Raw genomic sequence first — 1,146 nt, forward strand, 5'->3', positions numbered from 1 at the left:
CCAAATACTTGCGCGATCGCTTGATGGCCTAAACACACCCCCAATATCGGCAGTTTATCGGCAAAGTGCTCAATCGCAGCCAGCGAAATCCCCGCTTCGTTTGGCGTACAAGGCCCAGGGGAAATCACCAAATGGGTTGGATTGAGGGCTTCGATACCTTGAATGTCGATTTCGTCATTGCGCACGACCTTTACCTGAGCGCCAAGCTCGCAAAAGTATTGGTAAAGGTTGTAAGTGAAAGAATCGTAGTTATCGATGATCAACAACATAACGTGTCGGCTGCTCCAATCCGTTTTGGCAAGGCTTAGGGATCAATTGTCTGGTTTACCACAATTGAGGGCGGTATTTTGCAACACCCAATTAGAAAGGCAAGTCTTTGCGCAATAAAAAGGCCAGCATCGGCTGGCCTTTGAGTTTTACAGCTATGTTTTTAGGAAAGGAGTGGCTTAACGGCGGCGGCGGAACAAGCCAAGTCCAAGCATTGCTAGCAGTGCACCAAACCCAAACGAACCACCATCAGAGTCTTTCGAATCTGTGGTGCCCGTTTCAGGTTGAGTCATAGAGACTGCACGAGCAGAGCTAAACTTAACGACGTTGCCAGTCGAGTCTGTCACTTTCTCTTCCAGTTGGTAGTTACCTTGCTCTGGCGCCTGTTCAAACTCAACATTCACGCTGCGCGCTTTAATGTCCGTTTGATCTAAAGTCTTGCTCGCTGAGTAAGCTTTCGCGTCACTACTTACAGCGGTAGCTTGAGTCGCGACGGTTAAGCTAACAGTCACGATGTCACCTGCAACCGCGTTTGGTGGCAAACGTACATCTACCGCTAAGTTTTCACCCGCTTTCGGTAAATCGATATCCGTATCAGGTAAATCAATCGCGATGATCACAGGATCGTGGTCAGATGCCGAGAACGCGTCTTTGTATTTCGGCATGTCACCTGTGTATTTGCTGCCGTACTCAAACAAGTTACTCTCTAGTGAGTTAATGTGCCAATCTTCAATCGCTACCACTTTTTGCGCCAAGCTGTTGCTTGCCAAGGCGTGGTCTAAATTGCCCAACTCACCAGAATAGGTGTACGAGAACGTGTCTGTGCCATGCAGCAAGGTATTAAGGTTGTTCAGGCCGTAACCTTGTTTGATTTGCGTT

The 1,146-nt window shown here is 48.3% G+C and carries 2 protein-coding genes; both read right to left on the reverse strand.

The window, feature by feature from the left end:
• Positions 1-269, reverse strand: a 269-nt coding sequence (locus tag R7E42_RS25005; RefSeq protein ID WP_411978986.1) for a glutamine amidotransferase-related protein, incomplete at its 3' end; no start/stop codon positions are given.
• 177 nt (positions 270-446) lie between these two features.
• Positions 447-1,146 (reverse strand): GlyGly-CTERM sorting domain-containing protein (locus tag R7E42_RS25010; RefSeq protein WP_318073239.1); only part of this gene is annotated, 700 nt, incomplete at its 5' end.

The organism is Vibrio sp. Vb1337, from assembly GCF_033338715.1.
Classification (GTDB): domain Bacteria; phylum Pseudomonadota; class Gammaproteobacteria; order Enterobacterales; family Vibrionaceae; genus Vibrio; species Vibrio alginolyticus.